General features: G+C 69.0%; 16 protein-coding genes and 1 pseudogene. 8 read left to right on the forward strand and 9 right to left on the reverse strand.

The genetic code is table 11. The features are described from left to right. Positions 1-214: 214 nt before the first annotated feature. Both yaaA and SACMADRAFT_RS06885 read right to left on the reverse strand, forming a co-directional pair. Positions 215-958, reverse strand: coding sequence for a peroxide stress protein YaaA (gene yaaA / locus SACMADRAFT_RS06880; protein ID WP_009153068.1), 744 nt, complete (start codon positions 956-958; stop codon positions 215-217). A 194-nt stretch (positions 959-1,152) separates the two neighbouring features. After that, the gene (locus SACMADRAFT_RS06885) at positions 1,153-1,506 is read right to left on the reverse strand and encodes a VOC family protein (protein ID WP_009153069.1); all 354 of its coding nucleotides are present in this window, start codon (positions 1,504-1,506) and stop codon (positions 1,153-1,155) included. Between the two features lie 109 nt (positions 1,507-1,615). Between SACMADRAFT_RS06885 and SACMADRAFT_RS06890 the strand changes: the two genes are divergently transcribed. Both SACMADRAFT_RS06890 and SACMADRAFT_RS06895 read left to right on the forward strand, forming a co-directional pair. After that, complete coding sequence (locus tag SACMADRAFT_RS06890) at positions 1,616-3,364, forward strand: proline--tRNA ligase (RefSeq protein WP_009153070.1); 1,749 nt, start codon at positions 1,616-1,618, stop codon at positions 3,362-3,364. Positions 3,365-3,469: 105 nt separating this feature from the next. Next, a pseudogene (locus SACMADRAFT_RS06895) lies at positions 3,470-4,537 on the forward strand (ABC transporter permease); the annotation flags it as partial. Here SACMADRAFT_RS06895 and SACMADRAFT_RS28985 read toward each other — a convergent pair. Then, positions 4,481-4,891 (reverse strand): secondary thiamine-phosphate synthase enzyme YjbQ, encoded by a 411-nt coding sequence (locus tag SACMADRAFT_RS28985; RefSeq protein ID WP_009153072.1) that lies wholly within the window; start codon positions 4,889-4,891, stop codon positions 4,481-4,483. The pseudogene SACMADRAFT_RS06895 and the gene SACMADRAFT_RS28985 sit on opposite strands and share 57 nt — an antisense overlap. Before the next feature lie 137 nt (positions 4,892-5,028). On the opposite strand from SACMADRAFT_RS28985, the gene SACMADRAFT_RS06900 reads away from it, so the two are divergent. The 3 genes from SACMADRAFT_RS06900 to SACMADRAFT_RS06910 are packed head-to-tail and all read left to right on the forward strand — an operon-like array spanning position 5,029 to position 7,834. Then, positions 5,029-6,144: a Re/Si-specific NAD(P)(+) transhydrogenase subunit alpha gene (locus SACMADRAFT_RS06900; RefSeq protein ID WP_009153073.1), complete on the forward strand. Its 1,116-nt coding sequence runs from the start codon at positions 5,029-5,031 to the stop codon at positions 6,142-6,144. Further along, positions 6,144-6,452, forward strand: coding sequence for an NAD(P) transhydrogenase subunit alpha (locus SACMADRAFT_RS06905; protein ID WP_009153074.1), 309 nt, complete (start codon positions 6,144-6,146; stop codon positions 6,450-6,452). The genes SACMADRAFT_RS06900 and SACMADRAFT_RS06905 overlap by 1 nt, the downstream gene beginning before the upstream one ends. Then, entirely contained in the window at positions 6,449-7,834 is a 1,386-nt protein-coding gene (locus SACMADRAFT_RS06910) for an NAD(P)(+) transhydrogenase (Re/Si-specific) subunit beta (protein ID WP_009153075.1), read from the forward strand. The genes SACMADRAFT_RS06905 and SACMADRAFT_RS06910 overlap by 4 nt, the downstream gene beginning before the upstream one ends. Before the next feature lie 24 nt (positions 7,835-7,858). Here the strand turns inward: SACMADRAFT_RS06910 and SACMADRAFT_RS30295 are convergent, their stop codons facing one another. Together SACMADRAFT_RS30295 and SACMADRAFT_RS06920 are read right to left on the reverse strand one after the other, a co-directional pair. Then, positions 7,859-8,758 carry an Lsr2 dimerization domain-containing protein gene (locus tag SACMADRAFT_RS30295; protein ID WP_009153076.1) on the reverse strand — a complete coding sequence of 300 codons (900 nt, stop codon included), beginning with the start codon at positions 8,756-8,758 and terminating at the stop codon, positions 7,859-7,861. A 185-nt stretch (positions 8,759-8,943) separates the two neighbouring features. After that, positions 8,944-10,263: a hypothetical protein gene (locus SACMADRAFT_RS06920; RefSeq protein ID WP_009153077.1), complete on the reverse strand. Its 1,320-nt coding sequence runs from the start codon at positions 10,261-10,263 to the stop codon at positions 8,944-8,946. Positions 10,264-10,424: 161 nt separating this feature from the next. Here SACMADRAFT_RS06920 and SACMADRAFT_RS06925 point away from each other — a divergent pair, with 161 nt between their 5' ends. The 3 genes from SACMADRAFT_RS06925 (at position 10,425) to SACMADRAFT_RS06935 (ending at position 13,235) form a co-directional block, all read left to right on the forward strand. Continuing rightward, positions 10,425-11,921 (forward strand): S8 family serine peptidase, encoded by a 1,497-nt coding sequence (locus SACMADRAFT_RS06925; RefSeq protein WP_009153078.1) that lies wholly within the window; start codon positions 10,425-10,427, stop codon positions 11,919-11,921. A gap of 210 nt (positions 11,922-12,131) precedes the next feature. Then, positions 12,132-12,623, forward strand: a complete 492-nt coding sequence (locus SACMADRAFT_RS06930) for a DUF3145 domain-containing protein (RefSeq protein ID WP_009153079.1) — start codon at positions 12,132-12,134, stop codon at positions 12,621-12,623. A 21-nt stretch (positions 12,624-12,644) separates the two neighbouring features. Continuing rightward, positions 12,645-13,235 carry a hypothetical protein gene (locus tag SACMADRAFT_RS06935; protein ID WP_050998073.1) on the forward strand — a complete coding sequence of 197 codons (591 nt, stop codon included), beginning with the start codon at positions 12,645-12,647 and terminating at the stop codon, positions 13,233-13,235. 10 nt (positions 13,236-13,245) lie between these two features. On the opposite strand, the gene SACMADRAFT_RS06940 is transcribed toward SACMADRAFT_RS06935, so the two are convergent. From SACMADRAFT_RS06940 to SACMADRAFT_RS06955, 4 genes are all read right to left on the reverse strand, one after another. Further along, positions 13,246-14,493 (reverse strand): beta-ketoacyl-[acyl-carrier-protein] synthase family protein, encoded by a 1,248-nt coding sequence (locus SACMADRAFT_RS06940; protein WP_009153081.1) that lies wholly within the window; start codon positions 14,491-14,493, stop codon positions 13,246-13,248. Positions 14,494-14,522: 29 nt separating this feature from the next. Then, positions 14,523-14,768: an acyl carrier protein gene (locus SACMADRAFT_RS06945; RefSeq protein WP_009153082.1), complete on the reverse strand. Its 246-nt coding sequence runs from the start codon at positions 14,766-14,768 to the stop codon at positions 14,523-14,525. A gap of 67 nt (positions 14,769-14,835) precedes the next feature. Then, entirely contained in the window at positions 14,836-15,822 is a 987-nt protein-coding gene (locus SACMADRAFT_RS06950; RefSeq protein WP_009153083.1) for a beta-ketoacyl-ACP synthase III, read from the reverse strand. Continuing rightward, positions 15,819-16,736: an ACP S-malonyltransferase gene (locus SACMADRAFT_RS06955; protein ID WP_083840849.1), complete on the reverse strand. Its 918-nt coding sequence runs from the start codon at positions 16,734-16,736 to the stop codon at positions 15,819-15,821. Before SACMADRAFT_RS06955 ends, SACMADRAFT_RS06950 begins: the two co-directional genes overlap by 4 nt. Between the last annotated feature and the right edge of the window lie 87 nt (positions 16,737-16,823).

Consider the following 16,823-nt stretch of genomic DNA (forward strand, 5'->3'; position numbering starts at 1 on the left):
CCCGGCGCAGCAGGTTCTGCGCCGCTGACGGATGGAACACCGCGTCGGGGCGAGCCTGCGGGCTCAGGCGGTGCTCAGGGCAGTCTACACCCGGCCGGGTCGCCCCGTTCCTCGCAGCCGGTGACCTCGGCCCGATGTGTCCACAGTTGATGGTTCGGCACGGTTCTCGGCCGAAGCGGGCGCGTGAGCTGTCGCCGCCGCCCTTGGCCGCGCTTCACCCGGCGATGACCAGGTCGAGCTGCCGCTCGCCCGTTCGTTCCAGCTCCACGCCCGCCCGCGAGGCCACGCGAAGTATGTCCTCTACTGTGGACGCTTCGGTCTGGCTGGTGGCGAGTGCGGCAGCGAGCCTGCCCTTGTGTGCCTTGTTGTGATGGCTGACTGTCTTGCGCATGCCAGAACCGTCCTCGGTCAGCACTCGCACGGTCACCGCGGCGGGCGCCTTGGCCAGTGCGGCGTAGGGGCTGGAGCGCAGGTCCACGACGAGTTCGTCCAGCCCCGCGAGCACCGGTTCCAGCACGGGCCGCCACAGGCCACGCAGCGAACCGAAACCGGGCAGCCTGCTACCCGCTGAGAGCCGGTACGGCGGGATCGGGTCGTCGGCGCGCACCAGCCCGAACAGCGCCGAAGCCACGGCGAGTCGGCGATTGGCCCTTCGCAGTTGCGCCTTGCCCATACCCGCGACGTCGAGGGCGTCGTACAGCACACCGGTGTAGCGCCGAAGGGCCGGAGTGGTGGGGGTGGACCACAGCCGCGCGTTGCGCTCCACCTCCGCCGACTGCCGTTCGGAGATGCCGAGTGCGGCTGCCGCGGTAGCAAGGTCGTCGGCCAGTTCCACCAGCGCGTCGGCCAGCTTGCGGCGCAGCGGATTCAGCTCGGGGAAGGACAGGGAGTCGAGCTCAAGTGAGGTCCCTGTCCCGCCGTCGGCCTTGGTCTCGGAGGGTGGCAGCAGCACGAGCACGGCCGCGAGGGTAACCGCGGCCTTGCTCGTCGGCTCAGTCGTGGTGGCTGCCCACGTGGTGACTGCCCACGCAGGACAGGTCGCCCTCCGCGATGCCGCACACGTGACACTGCCTGACCATTACGGCTAGGACACCTCCCCGGTCAGCCGGTGGGGCGTCCGGAGTTGGTCGCCGCGCGATCGGACCTGCTGCCTCAGTCGTGGTGGCTGCCCACGCAGAACTGGTTGCCGTCGGGGTCCGCCAGCACGGTCCAGCGCAGCCCGGGTACTTCGTGTTCGGCGAGCTCGCGTGCCCCCAGTTCCACCAGCCTGGCCACCTCCGTCGCGCGGTCGTCGGTGCTCAGGTCGAGATGGACGCTGTTCTTTCCGGCCGTCGGCTGCTCGACGCGCTGCAGCCCGAGCCGCACGCCCGTCCCTTCCTGACTCGTCAGCATCACGAACTCGCCGTAGTCCGCGGCGACCTCCACGCCCAGTGCTTTCGTCCAGAACCGCGCCAGTGCAGCGGGGTCAACGCAGTCGATGGTCACCATGCCGAGTAGTGCGTTCATTCTTGGACGCTATTCGGTGGGTACGACAATCCGGTTGCACCAGCTCATGCGGTGTTGACTACCCTTCGTGCATCGCCTCTTCCAGAGCCTGCCCAGCTAGGAGAACGCCGTGATCACCAGGATGTCGTCGCTGTTCCTGCGCACTCTGCGCGAGGACCCGGCGGACGCCGAGGTGCCCAGCCACCGGCTGCTGGTACGTGCCGGATACGTTCGGCGGGTGGCCCCTGGCGGGTACTCCTGGCTGCCGCTGGGGCTGCGGGTGCTACGCCGGATCGAGGCGGTCGTGCGCGAGGAGATGGACGCTATCGGCGCACAGGAGATCCAGTTCCCCGCGCTGCTGCCGAAGGAGCCTTACGAGGCGACCGGAAGGTGGACCGAGTACGGGCCGAGTGTGTTCCGGCTCAAGGATCGCAAAGGCGCCGACTACCTGCTCGGCCCTACCCACGAGGAGCTGTTCGCCCTCACGGTGAAGGGCGAGTACAGCTCGTACAAGGACTATCCGGTCATCCTCTACCAGATCCAGACGAAGTACCGCGACGAGGCACGGCCGAGGGCGGGGCTGCTGCGTGGCCGCGAGTTCGTGATGAAGGACTCCTATTCCTTCGACCTCGACGACGAGGGGTTGGCGCGGTCCTACCAGCTGCACCGCGACGCCTACCTGCGGATCTTCGACCGGCTCGGGCTCGACTACGTCGTCGTGGCCGCCACCTCGGGTGCGATGGGCGGCTCTGCGTCGGAGGAGTTCCTCGCGGTGGCGGAAACCGGCGAGGACACCTACGTGCGCAGCACGGATTCCGACTACGCGGCCAACGTCGAAGCCGTGGTCACCCCGGCGCCGCCGGAGCAGCCCATCGAGGGCAAGCCGCAGGCGCAGGTGCACTACACGCCGAACACGCCGACTATCGAGACGCTGGTCGACTTCCTCAACGCGGCCGGAATCGGACGCACCTTCACCGCGGCGGACACGCTGAAGAACGTGCTCGTCAAGACGCGTAACCCTGGTGATCGGGAGTGGCGGCTGCTCGGTATCGGTGTGCCCGGCGACCGCGAGGTCGACATGAAGCGGCTGGAGGCATCGCTGGAGCCCGCCGAAGTGTCGCTGCTCGAGGAGGCCGACTTCGCGGCCAACCCGTTCCTGGTCAAGGGCTACATCGGTCCGGCCGCGCTGGCCGACAACGGGGTGCGTTACCTGGTGGATCCACGGGTGGTGCGCGGTAGCGCCTGGGTCACCGGTGCCGACAAGCCGGACCACCACGTGGTTGATCTGGTGTGCGGTCGTGACTTCACCCCGGACGGCACGGTCGAGGCCGCGGAGGTGCGCGAGGGAGATGCCTCACCCGACGGCCACGGCTCGTTGGTGTCGGCTCGCGGCATCGAGATCGGACACATCTTCCAACTCGGCCGCAAGTACACCGACGCTTTCGAGGTGGACGCGCTGGGCCCGGACTCGAAACCGGTCCGCATCACGATGGGTTCCTACGGCGTCGGAGTGTCCCGCCTCGTCGCCGCCATCGCCGAGCAGCACCATGACGACCTGGGGCTCGTCTGGCCGCGGTCCGTGGCGCCCGCCGACGTGCATGTGGTGGTCGCGGGTAAGGACGAGGCGGTGGCGCAGGGCGGCGAACGTATCGCCGGGGAGTTGGCCCAACGCGGGCTGAGCGTTTTGCTCGACGACCGCAAGGCGACGCCCGGTGTCAAGTTCGCCGACGCGGAGCTGATCGGGGTACCGACGATCGTGGTGGTTGGCCGAGGTCTGGCCAAGGGCGTCGTCGAGGTCAAGGACCGCGCGTCCGGTCAGCGCGACGAGGTCGCGGTGGACGAGGTCGTCACTCACCTGGTGCAGCTGGTCAAGGCCTGACGGCCGCAGCGGGACCCCATTTATTTCAACGTGCGTTGACATGTGTCCGACCTCGGCATACCGTGGGCGTTGAATTCAACGCGTGTGGAAAATTTGGAGGCCGGCATGGTCGATCCAACCCCGCGCCCCTCGCGCGGCGGCGGACGGCTCGTCGTACTGACCGCGCTGCTGGGCGCGCTCGCCGCCACGGCACTGGGATTGCTCACCTTCGGAGCGCAGGCCACCGCGAAACCGAACGGCATCCCCGTCGCGGTGGCCGCGCCGGAGGGTGGTCCGCTGCGCCTCGCCGCCGAGCAGGTCGCCACCCGAGGCGGGGAGGCGGTGGACTGGCGGGTGACGACACCGCGGCAGGGCAGCGAACTGCTCGCGGACAAGGACGTCTACGGGGTACTCGAGCTGCGCCAGCAGGAGCGAGGGCCTTCGGTGCACGTTGTCGTCTCGGCAGCGGTCAACCCTGCGGGCACACAGGTGGCACAGCAGGCACTGACGATGACGGGTCAGGCCGTGGCACAGCGGCTGGCGCAGGCCACGCCGGGTGCCGCGGTGGTGCCCGTCGAGGTCGAAACGCTGCACGGCACGGGCGCCGCGGGCCGATTCGCCCCGCTTGCGATCAGTGCCTTGGCCTGGGTGGGCGGCCTTGCCGCCGGAGCGTCGCTGACGTTGCTGTCGACCCGGGGTGGGGCGATGCCGGGTCGTGGCAGCCGCATCACCCACGTGCTGGTGACGAGCACTCTCGTCGCCGGGGCGATGCTCGGCCTGCTGGCGCTGTGGGACTCCTCGCTGGACCTCGGTGCGGCCACGGTAGGGTTCGTCTTCCTTACCGCGCTGGCGTTCGCCGCCGTGCAGGCAGGCCTGTTGCGCCTGCTGGGGCTTCGGGCGATGGCCGTACTGGGACCGCTGTATCTGCTCGCGCCCGCCGTGGCGGGCCAGGTGCCGGAACTGCTCGACTCCGCCTACCGCACGTTGCTGTGGTCGTGGACGCCGTTTCGGTTCTCCACCGAGGCGTTGCGCAGTCTGCTGCTGGGTACGCCGCACGCGCCCGATGTGGCGGTCGGCGCGTGGGTGCTCGCCGGGCTGCTCGTCGCGGGCCTTGTGATGGTGCTGTGGCCGACGCGCTCAGCCGCTGAGGAAACTCAGCCGCAGTCGCCTGACGGGATTGTCGATGTTGGTGTCGACAAGGCAGATCGACTGCCAGGTGCCGAGGGCAAGCGCTCCGCCGAGGACGGGGACGCTGGCGTACGGCGGTAGGAAGGCAGGCAGCACGTGGTCACGGCCGTGGCCACTGCTGCCGTGCCGGTGTCGCCAGCGGTCGTCCCTCGGCAGCAGGTGGTCCACGGCGGCGAGCAGGTCGTCGTCGCTTCCCGCGCCGGTTTCCAGGATGGCAAGGCCTGCCGTGGCGTGCGGCACCCAGACGTGCAGCAGGCCGTCACCGGCCGACACGTCCGCAAGGAAGCGTTCCGTCTCAGTTGTGATGTCGTGAACGGTGGCGCTGCCCCCGGTGCGTACCTCGATCTCCGTGGAGTGCATAGCACAACGGTATCGTCCCGTGAAGTGCATACAGTATGCAACATTGTGGTGATTGCGACACGTATCACCGGCCCGTGGCAGCGATTTCGTCGAGTATGGTCTGCACGCCGTACCTCACTCCTGAGGAGGACGCCATAGTGACCGAAACCGAGACCTCGTCGACGCCGCTGACCATCGGCGTGGTCAAGGAGACCAAGCCGGACGAACGCAGAGTCGCGCTGGTGCCCAAGCTTGTCGAACGGCTCACCGGACGTGGGCTGCGGGTCGTGGTGGAGCCCGGTGCGGGCGCCGCGGCCCAACTGTCCGACGAGTTGTTCACCGACGCGGGCGCCACCGTCGGCGACGCCTGGAACGCCGACGTCGTGCTCAAGGTCGCGCCGCCGACAGCAGGCGAGATCGAACGGCTGTCACGGGGCACCGTGCTCATCGGATTCCTCGCGCCGCTGACCAACGTGGACGAGGTGGCCGCGCTGAAACAGGCGGGCATCAGGGCCTTCGCCGTGGAATCCATCCCCAGGATCTCCCGCGCCCAGGCGATGGACGCGCTGTCCTCGCAGGCGAACGTCGCGGGGTACCGCGCCGTGTTGCTGGCGGCCCAGCGCCTGCCCAAGTTCTTCCCGATGCTCACCACCGCCGCGGGGACGGTGCCGCCCGCGAAGGCGCTCGTACTCGGTGCGGGCGTGGCCGGGCTGCAGGCACTGGCCACGGCCAAACGGCTCGGCGCGCAGCCGACCGGGTACGACGTGCGCCCAGAGGTGGCCGAGCAGGTGAGATCGGTGGGGGCGCAATGGCTCGACCTCGGGATCGAGGCCGTGGGCGAAGGCGGCTACGCCCGTGAACTGACCGAGGAGGAACGCGCCGAACAGCAGCGGCGCCTCACCGAGGCGATCACGGAGTTCGACGTGGTCATCACCACCGCACTGGTACCTGGGCGCAAGGCCCCCACACTCGTCACCGCCGAAGCGGTGCGCGGCATGCGACCCGGCAGCGTCGTCGTCGACATGGCGGGGGAAAGCGGTGGCAACTGTGAACTGACGGAGCCAGGTACCGACGTCGTCGCGCACGACGTGACGATCTGCTCGCCGCTGAACCTGCCTGCCGAGATGCCGGTGCACGCCAGCGAGCTGTACGCGCGCAATCTCACCGAACTGCTGGAGTTGATGGTGGATTCGGAAGGCAGGCTCGCGCTCGACTTTTCCGACGAGATCGTGGCCGGCGCCTGCGTCGCCGGAGCGGACGAGGAGGTGAACTGATGCTGGTCCAGAACCTGGCGATCCTCGTACTCGCCGGATTCGTCGGTTTCGCGGTGATCTCCAAGGTGCCCAACACGCTGCACACACCGCTGATGTCCGGCACGAACGCCATCCACGGCATCGTGCTGCTCGGCGGGCTCATCGTGCTCGGGCTGGGCACCGAGGGCGTGCTCAACAAGGTGCTGCTCGTCATCGCGATCGCGTTCGGCACGATCAACGTGGTCGGCGGCTTCCTCGTCACCGACCGCATGCTCGGGATGTTCAAGCAGAAGCCCAAGCAGGACGCCGCCAAGGAGGCGCGGAAGTGACCACCTTCGTTTCCGTCCTCTACATCGTCGCCTTCGCGCTGTTCATCTACGGCCTGATGGGGCTGACCGGGCCACGGACGGCGGTGCGCGGTAACTGGATCGCCGCCGTCGGCATGGCGATCGCCGTCATCGCGACACTGCTGTTGCCCGGCATGGGTAACTGGTGGCTCATAGCGCTCGGTGTCGGGCTCGGCACGGTGGTCGGCGTCCCGGCGGCACGCAAGGTCAAGATGACCGCGATGCCGCAGATGGTGGCACTGTTCAACGGCGTGGGCGGTGGCGCGGTCGCGCTGATCGCCTGGGTGGAGTTCCGCGACACCGCGGGGTATGCGCACGAACCGCTCTACGTCGCGATCGCGTCGTTGTTCGCCGCGATCGTCGGTTCGGTGTCGTTCTGGGGCTCCAACATCGCCTTCGGCAAGCTGCAGGAGCTGATCTCCGGGCGGCCGATCACCGTGGGCAAGCTCCAGCAGCCGCTCAACGTGGTGCTGCTGGCGGCCGCCGTGGCCTGCGCGGTGGCCATCGCGTCCGGCGGAGACTCGCAGTGGCTCATCATCGGAGTGCTGGTGGCCTCGGCACTGTTCGGCCTGATGGTGGTGCTGCCAATCGGTGGTGCGGACATGCCGGTGGTGATCTCGCTGCTCAACGCGCTCACCGGATTGTCAGCGGCGGCGATGGGACTGGCGCTGAACAACACGGCGCTGATCGTCGCCGGCATGATCGTCGGCGCGTCCGGCTCGATCCTCACCAACCTGATGGCAAAGGCGATGAACCGGTCCATCCCCGCCATCGTCGCGGGCGGTTTCGGTGGCGGAGCCGCCGCAGGCGGGGCCAAGGTCGTCGAGGACCGACCGGTGCGCAGTACGAGCGCCGCCGATGCCGCCATCCAGATGGCGTATGCCAGCAAGGTCATGGTGGTCCCCGGATACGGCATGGCTGTTGCGCAGGCCCAGCACGCGGTAAGGGAGATGGCGGACCTACTCGAAGCCAAGGGCATCGATGTGGGCTACGCCATTCACCCGGTCGCGGGTCGGATGCCGGGGCACATGAACGTGCTGCTCGCCGAGGCCGACGTGCCGTACGAGTCACTCAAGGAGATGGACGAGAGCAACTCGCAGTTCCCGCAGACCGACGTCGCGCTGGTGATCGGAGCCAACGACGTCACGAACCCGGCGGCGCAGTCCGACCCGAGTTCGCCCATCTACGGCATGCCGATCCTGCACGTGAACGCCAGCCGGTCGGTCATCGTGCTGAAGCGGTCGATGGGCTCTGGCTTCGCCGGTATCGAGAACGAGCTGTTCTTCGATCCGAAGACCAGCATGCTGTTCGGCGACGCGAAGACGTCGGTGGGCGACATCGTGGAGGAACTCAAGGCGTTGTGATCACGGTGGGCGAGGCCGGCCCGGTCAGCTGACAGCGGAGAAGGTCACCTTCGGCGCGACGGAGGACCTCGACGCCCGCTTGTCAGCCCTGCCGGTGCCGGCCTTGCCTGTCTTGGCCGCGGCCGTCTTGGCGGGCTTGGCCTTCTTGGTCGCGGTCGTCTTGGTCGCGGTCGGCTCGGCGGGTTTGCCGCTTCGCGCCGACCTGGCCGGGTTCTGGGCAGTGTCCTTGGCGGACTTGGCGGACTTGGCGGACTTGGCGGACTTGGTGGACCTGGCGGACCTGGCGGACTTGGCCGTCTTGCCGTTCTTGGCGGCCGTGCGTTTGCCACCGGTCGAGCTTGCGGACTCGGCTCTCGTGCCCTTCGCCGCCGTCGCCGTTGCCGCGCGGGTTCTGCTGTTCTTGGTGGCGGCTTTCGTGGCTGCCTCGGCCTTGGCACCTGTGGTGCCAGCGGCCGGCTTCGCCCGGCCTCGCTGTGCCTTGCCTGAAGTCCTGCCCGACGTCTTGCCTGAGGTCCTGCCTGGGGTCTTGGTGGCGGCTTTCGCGGTCGTTTTCGCGGTGGCCTTGGTGGAATCAGCGGCGGGCTTGGCGGTGGCGGCCTTGCGGGGGGCCTGCGACTTGCCGCTCGTGGCGGGCTTGGCCTTACCCCGGGCTGCTCGCTTCGGTGGCGCGGAGCCCGGTGCTTTCTCGGCGGTCGCGCGGCTGCCCCGCGCGCGTGATGTGCCGATCCGGCGTGGCCTGCGCTTGCGCCCGCCGACCCTGCGACCGGAGGCGACATAGCGATCGAGTGCCGCTCGCAGGTTGCCCGCGTTCTCGCTGGAGAGGTCGATGTCGTAGTCGACGCCGTCCAACGCGAACCGGACGGTCTCCTCCGCAGGCTCGCCGTTGATGTCGTCCAGCGTCTGAATCGACGTGCTCCTGGCCATCCAGGACCTCCCCTTGCTCCGGGCCGTGCCTGCCGAAAGGATACGCCCTGGCCGATCCGGGTTGGCCGGCCCGGCACGCCGCACACGTCCACGCCGGAGGAGTCCCGGACCGGCCCGATCTTTCCGGGTGGTGCCTCGTCGAAGCCCGGCCCGGCCGGGTTGTGTATCCGCAGTGGACAGACGCGTCAGCTGCTGCCGGGCAGCTGAAGCGCCACCTCGGCGGCGGTGACAAGGGCGGGATCGTCCGGTGTGGACTCCCCGGTGCGTGAGCACGCGAGCACGAGCAGCACGGTACGCCCCTGCCGCTGGCTGGCGTAGGCCGCGTTGGCGAACGAGGGCGGCTCGCCGGGCCAGCCGGTGCGCTCTGCGGCGAGGTCGATCAGGACACCGCTGCCCGGCGTGTCGGCGAGGGTGTGGAAGGCAGTCGCCTCGGGTTCGTCGGAGAAGGTCAGCGCCGCCACCGAGACGGCGACCGCCCTACCCGCCACGCGTGCCTGGTAGCTGCCCCGCCACACCCGCGAACAGCTGGAGGTGTCGAGGAAGACCTGCAACTCGCCGAGCGCATGCCGGGCGCATTCGGCGTCGTCGCCTCGCGCGTACTCGGTGAACTCGACACCCGCCGCGGTGACCACCGGGCTGGCGGCGCTCCGCGCGACCCCCGCAGGTTCGCCTCCACTGAGCGCGATGATCGACACCGTGACGATGATCGCTACGGCGAACACAGCGGCGGCGGTGAGCACTCCGCGCCGTCCGCGCCGCCGAGGGCGGGGACGCGTGGGCAGCGAGGCCGATGGCTGAGCGGGTGTCGCGGTGGTGTGCGGCCCCGTGACCGTCACGACCGGGATGGCGGGAGTCGTGGCGGCAGTGTCATGCGGCAAGCCGGTAGCGGCTCCGCCGGATGTGGTGGCGGCGAACCCCTCGCCGATCAGCGCGGCGTCGTCGAGTTCGCACGGGGTGGGCGCGAGCTGGTCGAGCAGTGCTCTGGCTCGGTCGACGGTGAGGTCGTGCTTACCCGTCGCCAACGAAACCAGCGAGGAAAGCATGGCCGCCGAGGTGGGGTGGACGACTCGGACCGGGCCGGTGAGTTCCGACGGCGGTTGCTCGACGGTCTCGGCGTACGGTCCGACCGCGATGACGGTTCCGACGGCGATGCCGGGTTCCGCGGCGCGCGCCAGGTCCGCGACCCTGCCGGAAAGCGCGAGCGCCTCCACGGCGGGGTTCACCACGTCGTCGGCGCGCACCAGCGGCCAGCCGTCCACTTTCCACGTATCGGCGATCGGGGCCTGCAGCCGTACGGCAGGGTCGGGCAGGTCGACTCCGACGACGATCGCAATGCCCCGGGGCAGCACCAGCACGGCGTCGACATCCTGTTCCATGCCGGGTGGGCGCACCCCGACCAGCGCGATACCGCCCGCGACGTCGGCTCCATCACCGAGGGAGGAGAGCGCGGCGCGGATGTCGTCGGACACTTTGGCGGGCCGCCCGGGAAAGCGGACGAGTCGCACCTCATACCTCCCCTGGCCCGTGACTCGCTCAGTTATAGCCGACCGGTCAGTGACTGACGTTTTCGCCTGCGCGCAAAGTAATCATTGACAGTGATTGCTGTCACCTAGTTGAGTGCTACTCCTGGGTAGATAGTCGATCCCCTACTCCTCGGGAGGCTGCAATGCGCTCACGCGGTCGGTTGCGGCGGTCATCGCTGATCGCCGCAACCGTCACGGCTTTCGCCTTGACAGGCATGGCCCCGGCATACGGTGCCGGTTCGGCACCGGCGCAACTGACGTCACTGGCGCCCGTGTCCGACACCCTCGACGCGTTACTGGCCACCGCCTCCGGTGACGAGCCGGCGACGGTGCTGGTGCACGGCACCCGGTTGGCCGCCGCGGAGCGCGCGGTATCGCAGGCGGGGATGACCCAGCTCACGAGCTTCCGCAAGATCGCGGTGGTCGCCGCGACCGGTACGACCGAACAGGTCAATGCCTTGCGTTCGGCCGACGGCGTCACCTACGTGGAGAACAACGATCCGATCCGGTTCTTCGCCAGTGCGGGTACCACCGCGACCCGGTCGGTGCAGGCCAGAGAGAGCCTGGTCGACGGCAGTGGCAGGCCGCTCGACGGCACGGGCGTCAGCGTTGCCGTGATCGACACCGGGGTGGACCCGAACCACCCGGCCTTCCGTGCCGACGACGGGTCGACGCGTGTGGTCGCGAACCTGAAGAGCCTGTGCACGGGCGGCACCGACACCGGGTGCATCGTCAATCTGCCCACGGTCGTGGACACCGACACGCTGTCCGTGGGCGGTCACGGCACTCACGTCACCGGCATCGCCGCGGGAACCCCCTACACCCTCTCGGGTGACACTCGCGTGGGTGGGTCCGCGCCCGGCTCCAAGATCGTGTCGATCTCGACCGGCGCGGCACTGCTCATCCTCGGCAGCGACGCCGCACTGAACTGGGTGCTGGAGAACCACGCGGCGCCGTGCGGTGAGGGAGTCTCCGCGAGTGAGTGCCCGCCGATCAAGGTGGTCAACAACTCCTACGGGCCGAGCGGGGGAGGCGAGTTCGATCCCAACTCCGCGACGGTGAAGCTGCAACGCGCACTGGCCGCCGAAGGCGTGGTCACCGTGTGGGCCAACGGGAACGACGGCGGAGACGGCTCGGAAAGCCTTTCCAACCCGCCGGGACAGGACCCCACACCTGGCGTGCTTTCCGTCGCTTCCTACAACGACCAGGGCATCGGCACCCGGGACGGCACAGTGTCCGACTTCTCCTCGCGCGGCGACGCCGCCGACCGCGGTACCTGGCCGGACATCTCCGCGCCGGGAGAGAACATCGTGTCCGCGTGCAGGCCGTACCTGCCGATCTGCTCGACAGGCCTGGAGTTCTTCAACGGCCCTGGCGCGCTCGACGTGGGAACCTACAACGTCATCAGCGGCACCTCGATGGCTGCACCGCAGGTCACGGGCATCGTGGCGCAGTTGTTCCAGGCCAAGCCGAGCGCGACACCTGGCGAGATCGAGGACGCGCTGAAGGCCACCGCGTACAAGTACGCCGACGGCGCCCCGTACCAGCCGTACGAGGGTTACACGTCCAGCTTCGACAAGGGCACCGGCCTGGCGGACACGGTGGCGGCGGCCACCAGGCTCGGGGCCAGCACCGGCTGATCCGGTCGGCCACCCGGGTAAGGGAGTTCCACCGTCGGCATGGCGGTGGGACTCCCTTGCTCACTGGCCGGTGTGATTTCTGGTGCTCGTGTGGCCAAACGGGTGAGTGCGGTGCAGAATGTGGTTCAAGCATCGCTGCGGGTTGATTATTCCGCCATAGGACGAGGTCGTAGGGGAAGACGCCCCTCGTCGAACAAGCGGAGGTCAGCAGTGAGCACTCGTGGCGTGGTGTACGTCCACTCGTCGCCGTCTGCGGTTTGCCCGCACGTCGAGTGGGCGATCTCCGGCACGCTCGGTGGCCGGGTGGAGTTGCGCTGGACAGCCCAACCCGCCGCCCCCGGGCAGTTACGTGCCGAGTGTGACTGGCGCGCGCCCGCGGGCACCGCGGGCAAGCTCGCTTCCGCTCTGAAGGCGTGGCCGATGGTGCGGTTCGAGGTCACCGAGGAGCCAAGCCCGGGCGTTGACGGGCAGCGCTTCTGCTACGCGCCCGGCCTCGGCCTGTGGCACGCGAGAACCAGCGCCAACGGCGACATCGTCGTCGGCGAGGACCACCTGCGCGGGCTGGCTTCGCGATGCAGGGCGGGCGAGCAGTTGGCGCACGAACTGGACAAGCTGCTGGGCGCGAGTTGGGACGAGGCGCTGGAGCCGTTCCGCCACGCGGGTGACGGGGCGCCGGTCACCTGGCTGCACCAGGTCGGCTGAGGCCCTGGCTAGTCTTGCCGGGTGCCCGCCACCCCGCCTCCAGGCCCGCTCCGTTGGCTGGTTCCGGTGCTGGTCGTGGTGAGTTCGCTGACCGTGGGTGGTGGCCTGCTGGCGAGGGAGCTGTACCAGCCTCCCCGCCGTGACGACGGCCCCTCCGCGAGCGTGCGCACCACGACGCCGCTGCCACCGGCCCGCCAGCCAGGTTCCGCCAAGGTCGGGTTCACCGGTGACGCGGCGGCCCACCCGGAAGCCGAGCCGGTGAGACGGCTGCTCCAGGAGCACTTCGACTCCATCAACGCCCGTGACTACGAACGCTGGACCAGGACGGTCGTCGCCGAGCGGACACAGGCGCAGCCCAGATCCGAATGGCTCGCCAACTACCGCAGTACCAGGGACGGCAGCATCCTCGTCTACCGGATCGAGGCCGTGCCCAACGGTGGGCTGACCGTACTGATCGGCTTCACCAGCACCCAGGACGTGGCGGACGCACCACCCGAACTGCCGGAGACGTGCATCCGCTGGCGACTGGCGTTGCCACTGGCGAGGCAGCAGGGTGGCTGGCGGATCGACACCCTGCCCGCGGGCAGCACACCGGAGTACACGAGCTGCTGATGGCCGGGGCCTACGCCGCGGTGAACAGCAGCGCGGTGTTGTGCCCGCCGAAGCCGAACGAGTTGCTGATGGCCGCGTTGAGCTGCACCTTGCGTGGCTCACCGGCGACCACGTCGAGATCCACCTTGGGGTCGAGGTTGGTCAGGTTCAGCGTCGCGGGCACGATCCCGTGGTACAGCGACAGGATCGTCACGATGCCCTCAACCGCCCCCGCGCCACCGACCAGGTGACCGAGTGCGCCCTTCGGCGCCGTTACCACGGGTTGGTCGCCGATCGCCTTGCGAATGGCCGCCGCCTCACCGACGTCGCCCACGACCGTGGAGGTCGCGTGTGCGTTGACGTGCCCGACATCGGCCGGGGTCAGCCCCGCCATCTGGACAGCGTTGTTCATCGCGGCGATCTGCCCGATGCCGTCGGGATGATTGCCGGTGATGTGGTAGGCGTCGGAGGTGATCCCGTAGCCGCTGAGCCGCGCGTAGATGCGAGCGCCGCGTGCCTTCGCCCGGTCGGCGCGCTCCAGCACCACCACGCCTGCTCCTTCCCCGAGCACGAAGCCGTCACGGTCGGCATCGAAGGGCCGGGAAGCGTGCTCGGGGTCGTCGTTTCGGGTCGACACCGTCCTGGCCTGCGCGAATCCGGCGATCGTGATGGGCGCGATGCAGGCTTCCGCCCCGCCTGCGAGCACCACGTCGGCGCGCCCGTTCTGGATCATCTGGAAGCCGCTGGCGATACCCTCCGCGCCGGAGGCACAGGCCGAAGCAGGCGAGTGCACCCCGGCGCGGGCCATGCGGTCGATTCCCACGTGGGCGGCAGGCCCGTTGGGCATGAGCATCGGGACCGTCAACGGTGACACCTTGCGGATGCCGTGTTCGGCGAGCAGGTCGTGCTGGTTGAGCAGCGTGACGGGGCCACCGATGCCAGAGCCGATGGAGACGCCCAGCCGGTCCGGATCGACGTCGCTGTGGTCGTCGGTCGGCTCGGGGAAACCCGCATCGGCCCACGCCTGCCGGGCCGCGATGAGCGCCACCTGCTCACAGCGGTCCAGCCTGCGGGCCTGCACACGCGGGATCTGCTCCGTTGGTTCCTCGGCGAGCGCGGCACCGATCTTCACCGGCAGGTCGAGCCGCTCCACCCATTCGGCGTCGATCCGGCGGACGCCGCTACGGCCTGCGAGCAGCCCGTCCCACGTGGACGTGACGTCCCTGCCGAGCGGCGTGGTGGCGCCCAGCCCGGTGATCACGACGTCGATGTTGCTCATGGAAGTCTCCCCGAGGTGTCCAACAGCTGTTACTTGGCGTTCGCCGCGACGTAGTCGACGGCGTCGCCGACGGTCTTGAGGTTCGCCAGCTCGTCGTCGGGGATCTTCACCCCGAACTTGTCCTCCGCCTGTACCGCGATCTCGACCATGGACAGCGAGTCGATGTCGAGGTCGTCGACGAACGACTTCTCCAGGCTCACATCGTCCTGCGCCACACCGGCGACCTCTTCCACGATCTCGGCGAGGCCGGACAGGATCTCCGCTTTGTCTGCCACTGGGTGTTTCCTTCCTGGTGTTCCTGTTGCGGTTGCGACGAACCTTACGCCGTCGGCGTAAGTGGTATCACGGGCAGATGATCACTTGCGCCGCGTAGGAGAGCCCGGCGCCGAAGCCGATCAGCAGCACGACATCACCCTTGCGGGCGGTGCCCGCCGCACGCATGTGATCCAGCGCGAGCGGGATCGATGCCGACGAGGTGTTGCCGGAGTGCTTGATGTCGTCGGCGACCACCATGTCCTGCCTCGCTCCCTTCGCCCGTAGCCGCTTGGCGATGGCTTCGACGATACGCAGGTTCGCCTGATGCGGGATAAGGACGTCCACATCGGACAATTCGAGCCCGGCAAGTTCCACCGCCCGCATGGCTACCGGCGCCATCTGGGTGGTCGCCCAGCGGAAGACCGATTGCCCTTCCTGGAATATGTACTTGTGGTCGCGCATGTAGATCATGTCGACGAGATCACCCGCGCTGCCCCATACGACGGGGCCGATGCCTGGCTCCCGCGACGGTCCCACGAGCGCCGCGCCAGCGCCGTCGGCGAAGATGATGGCCGTCGAACGGTCCTGCGGGTCCACCACGTCGGTGAGCTTCTCGGCACCGATCACGAGCACCTTACCCGCAGAGCCCGCGCGTACCAGGTCGGAGGCCAGCCCGAGCCCGTAGCAGAATCCGGCGCACGCGGCGTTGATGTCGAACGCGCCCGCGGCCTTGATGCCGATACGGTCGGCGACCTGCCCAGCGGCGTTGGGAATGGGCGAGAGCATCGTGCAGTTCGGCAGCACCACGGTGTCTACTTCGGACGGATCGACGCCCGCGTCCGCCAGTGCCTTGGCGCCCGCCGTGACAGCCATGTCCACCAACCGCTCGTCGTCGCCTGCGAACCTGCGTTCGACGATGCCGACCCTGTCGCGGATCCACTGGTCGCTGGTGTCCATTCGCTGCGCCAGCTCGTCGTTGGTGACGATCCGGTCCGGCTGTGTGCTACCAACCCCGAAGATGCGCGTGGCCGGTGCGCCCTGCCGCAGCCGTAGGGCCGGCCGGACTTGGGTCATCGCAGTTCCTCCAGGTTGGCGGGCGTCTTCAGCGCTACGAGCTCGGTGACGGTGCCCTTGAGTTCTCGCTTGACCAGCCCGGTGAGTGTGCCCGCAGGCGGCAGTTCAGCCGTGCGGGTGACACCGAGCGAGGCCAGCCCTCGCATGGTGAGGTCCCAGCGAACCGGCCGGATGACCTGTTCGACGAGCCTGCGCAGGTACTCCTTACCGCTGCTCACTACCTCGCCGTCGGCGTTGGACAGCAGCGGCCGCTTCGGGTCGGCGGGCGTGATGCCGCCCGCGTGCGCGCGCATGGCTTCCTCGGCGGGCGCCATGTAGTGGGTGTGGAAGGCCCCCGCGACCTTCAGCTGGCGGACCTTGGTGCCTTCCAGTGGCTCGGCGACGATCCGGTCGATGGCCTCGGCGGAGCCGGAGGCCACGATCTGCCCCGCGCCGTTGCGGTTGGCGGCCTCGAGCCCCTGTTCGTGCAGCCAGGCGACCACCCGTTCCGGCTCGCCGAGCAGCACGGCGGCCATGCTGGTCGGCTCGGCGGCGCATGCCTTGGCCATCTCCGCGCCACGTACGGCGGCCAGCGCGACGGCGTCGTCGGCGGAGAACACCCCCGCGATGGCGGCGGCAGCCAGCTCACCGACCGAGTGCCCTGCGACGGGGCCGTCGCCGCCTGCCTCGGCAGGCAGGTACTCGAAGGCGAGCAGCGACGCGGCGACGATGAGCGGCTGGGTGATCGCGGTGTCCTGGATCTCCTCCGCGTCGGCTTCGGTGCCGAGCCGGACCAGATCGAGACCGCAACGTGTCGACCACTGCTCGAGGCGGTCTCTCGCGCCGTCGAACTCGAGCCAGGCGGTGAGCATGCCGGGAGCTTGGGATCCCTGTCCGGGGCAGAGGAGAGCGGTGGTCACCGGTCCAGGGAACACTTCGCGGGGGTGTCACCGGGATGCCGCCGAGTCACGAAGTCCATCGAGCGACGTTGTGGGAGTCCTACAAACCCGGCCCGAACCGGC

This window comes from Saccharomonospora marina XMU15, from assembly GCF_000244955.1.
Lineage (GTDB): Bacteria > Actinomycetota > Actinomycetes > Mycobacteriales > Pseudonocardiaceae > Saccharomonospora_A > Saccharomonospora_A marina.